This window comes from Buchnera aphidicola (Lipaphis pseudobrassicae), from assembly GCF_005081185.1.
Taxonomy (GTDB): domain Bacteria; phylum Pseudomonadota; class Gammaproteobacteria; order Enterobacterales; family Enterobacteriaceae; genus Buchnera; species Buchnera aphidicola_AD.
On record NZ_CP034870.1, the window covers coordinates 221,447 to 223,807 of the forward strand.

Consider the following 2,361-nt stretch of genomic DNA (forward strand, 5'->3'; position numbering starts at 1 on the left):
AATTGGAATTATTATAAAAAAAAAAGATTTATATAACAAAAGGAAAATATAAAAAAAATTTATGGGAATTTCCAGGTGGAAAAATAAAAAAACATGAAAATATAGTACATGCGCTAAAAAGAGAATTATTAGAAGAGGTTGGAATTACAATATCAACATTTAAATTCTTTCAATGTCATAAATTTTTTGAATTAAAGAAAACTTTAAAGTTATATTTTTTTTTAGTATATAAATGGAAAGGTGATCCTTATAGTAAAGAAGGTTATTTTTACATGTGGGAATTTTTTTATAATTTAAATCCTTATAAATTTCCATTAGCAAATTTTAATATTTTAGTTGCTCTTAAAAACGATATCAATATTTTTAATGTTATTGTATAAAAAATATTTAAATACATTTATAAACTGAATAAATTACATACTTTAATAAAATTTTGTTAAATAATTTTTTTTATATATTTTGGTTTTTTTTGATAAATATGAATAAAAAATATTCAAACAATGAACATGTCTATTTATTTTAGAAATATCATTATTATTAATAATATCATCTGATATAGATATTCTTTTTTTTCGACTAGCTTGCAATGCAATAATTTTTTTAGCAGTTTGCAAGCTGATATTATCTCTTTTAATTATACGTTTTATTTGAGTTTTTATAGGTGTATCTACTAAAAGTATTCTATTTGATTTCTTTTCTAGATTTTTCTCAATAAGCAGGGGTACTACCCATAAACACCAATTAGATTTAACAAGTTTTATTTGATTTTGACTTTCTTTATAAATTTTAGGATGTAATAAATTTTCTAACCACAATCTATAATTTTTATTATTAAAAATATATTCTTTTAATATAGATCTATTAATTGATTTATTTGAATTTAATATTTTTTTTCCAAATTTTTTTTTAATAGCATCTGATACATTATAATTATATTCTATAATATTTTTTGCAATAATGTCGGTATCAATAATATTGATACCTATTTTTTTAAAACTATTAGATACTATAGTTTTTCCACTACCAATACCTCCAGTAAGTGCTACAATGTAAGTCATATTTTTTTTATGATGAATATCATTAATTATTTTAACATCTAAATATCTATATTGTATATTTAAATTAGGATGCTAAATTTATGCGTATTGAAGAAGATATTAAATTAGGTTTTAAAGATGTTTTAATTAGACCAAAACGTTCTATATTAAAAAGTCGTTCTCAAGTTGATCTTATTCGTGTTTTTTCTTTTAAATACTCTTCTATTACATGGTCCGGAATTCCTATTATTGCTGCGAATATGGATACGATAGGTACTTTTCAAATGGCAGAATCTTTATCCAATTTTAACATACTAACTGCAGTACATAAATATTATTCTATTGAAGAATGGAAAAATTTTATTTTTTCTTCTTCGAAATATATATTAAATCATGTAATTGTCTCAATTGGAACATCTAAAGATGATTTTATAAAGATTAAAAAAATTTTTTCATTTACCTCTGAATTAAAATATATTTGTATTGATGTTGCTAATGGATATTCTGAATACCTTGTCTCTTTTTTAAAGTTAGTAAGAGATTTTTTTCCTGATAAAATTATTTGTGCAGGTAACGTTGTTACGGGAGAAATGGTTGAAGAATTAATAATTTCTGGTGCAGATATAGTTAAAGTAGGTATTGGACCAGGTTCAGTATGTACTACGAGAGTTAAAACTGGTGTTGGTTATCCACAACTTTCAGCTATTATAGAATGTGCTGATGCTGCACATGGTTTAAATGGTCAAATTATTAGCGATGGAGGATGTTCTGTTTCCGGAGATATTGCTAAAGCTTTTGGTGGTGGTGCTGATTTTGTTATGTTAGGTGGTATGCTTTCAGGTCATACTGAATGTACAGGAGATATAATAGAAGAAAAATCTAAAAAATATATGTTATTTTATGGAATGAGTTCTATTTCTGCAATGAAACGTTACGAAGGAGAAATACGAGGGTATCGAGCTTCTGAAGGAAAGACTGTAAAAATACCCTTTCGTGGTAATGTTGATTCTACTATAAGTGATATTTTAGGAGGGCTACGTTCAACTTGTACTTATGTTGGAGCAGAAAAACTAAAAGAATTAACAAAAAGAACTACTTTTATAAGAGTTACTGAGCAAGAAAATTGTATTTTTAATATTTTTAAAGAATAAAAAACATTATATTTAAAAATTTCCTTTTAATAAAATCAATAAAATTAACTATATTTATATATAATTAATTTTATTGATTTTTTTTAGAAGTTCATTTTTAGAAAATTTAATATTTTGATACATATAAAGTTTTTTTGGTAAATTAATTAAAAAATTATTCATGATAATTGTAT

The 2,361-nt window shown here is 23.1% G+C and carries 2 protein-coding genes and 1 pseudogene; 2 read left to right on the plus strand and 1 reads right to left on the minus strand.

What is annotated here, in order from left to right:
• Window positions 1-83: 83 nt before the first annotated feature.
• Window positions 84-203, plus strand: a pseudogene (locus D9V70_RS03255) (DNA mismatch repair protein MutT); the annotation flags it as partial.
• 219 nt (window positions 204-422) lie between these two features.
• On the opposite strand, the gene coaE reads toward D9V70_RS03255, so the two are convergent.
• Window positions 423-1,058, minus strand: coding sequence for a dephospho-CoA kinase (gene coaE, locus D9V70_RS01045; protein WP_158355922.1), 636 nt, complete (start codon window positions 1,056-1,058; stop codon window positions 423-425).
• Between the two features lie 80 nt (window positions 1,059-1,138).
• Here coaE and D9V70_RS01050 point away from each other — a divergent pair, with 80 nt between their 5' ends.
• Window positions 1,139-2,188, plus strand: coding sequence for a GMP reductase (locus tag D9V70_RS01050; RefSeq protein ID WP_158355923.1), 1,050 nt, complete (start codon window positions 1,139-1,141; stop codon window positions 2,186-2,188).
• Window positions 2,189-2,361 lie beyond the last annotated feature (173 nt).

Coding starts and splice junctions, on each gene's coding strand:
- coaE (WP_158355922.1), bottom strand. CDS start 1,058: ATGACTTACATTGTAGCACTTACTGGAGGTATTGGTAGTGGAAAAACT.
- D9V70_RS01050 (WP_158355923.1), top strand. CDS start 1,139: ATGCGTATTGAAGAAGATATTAAATTAGGTTTTAAAGATGTTTTAATT.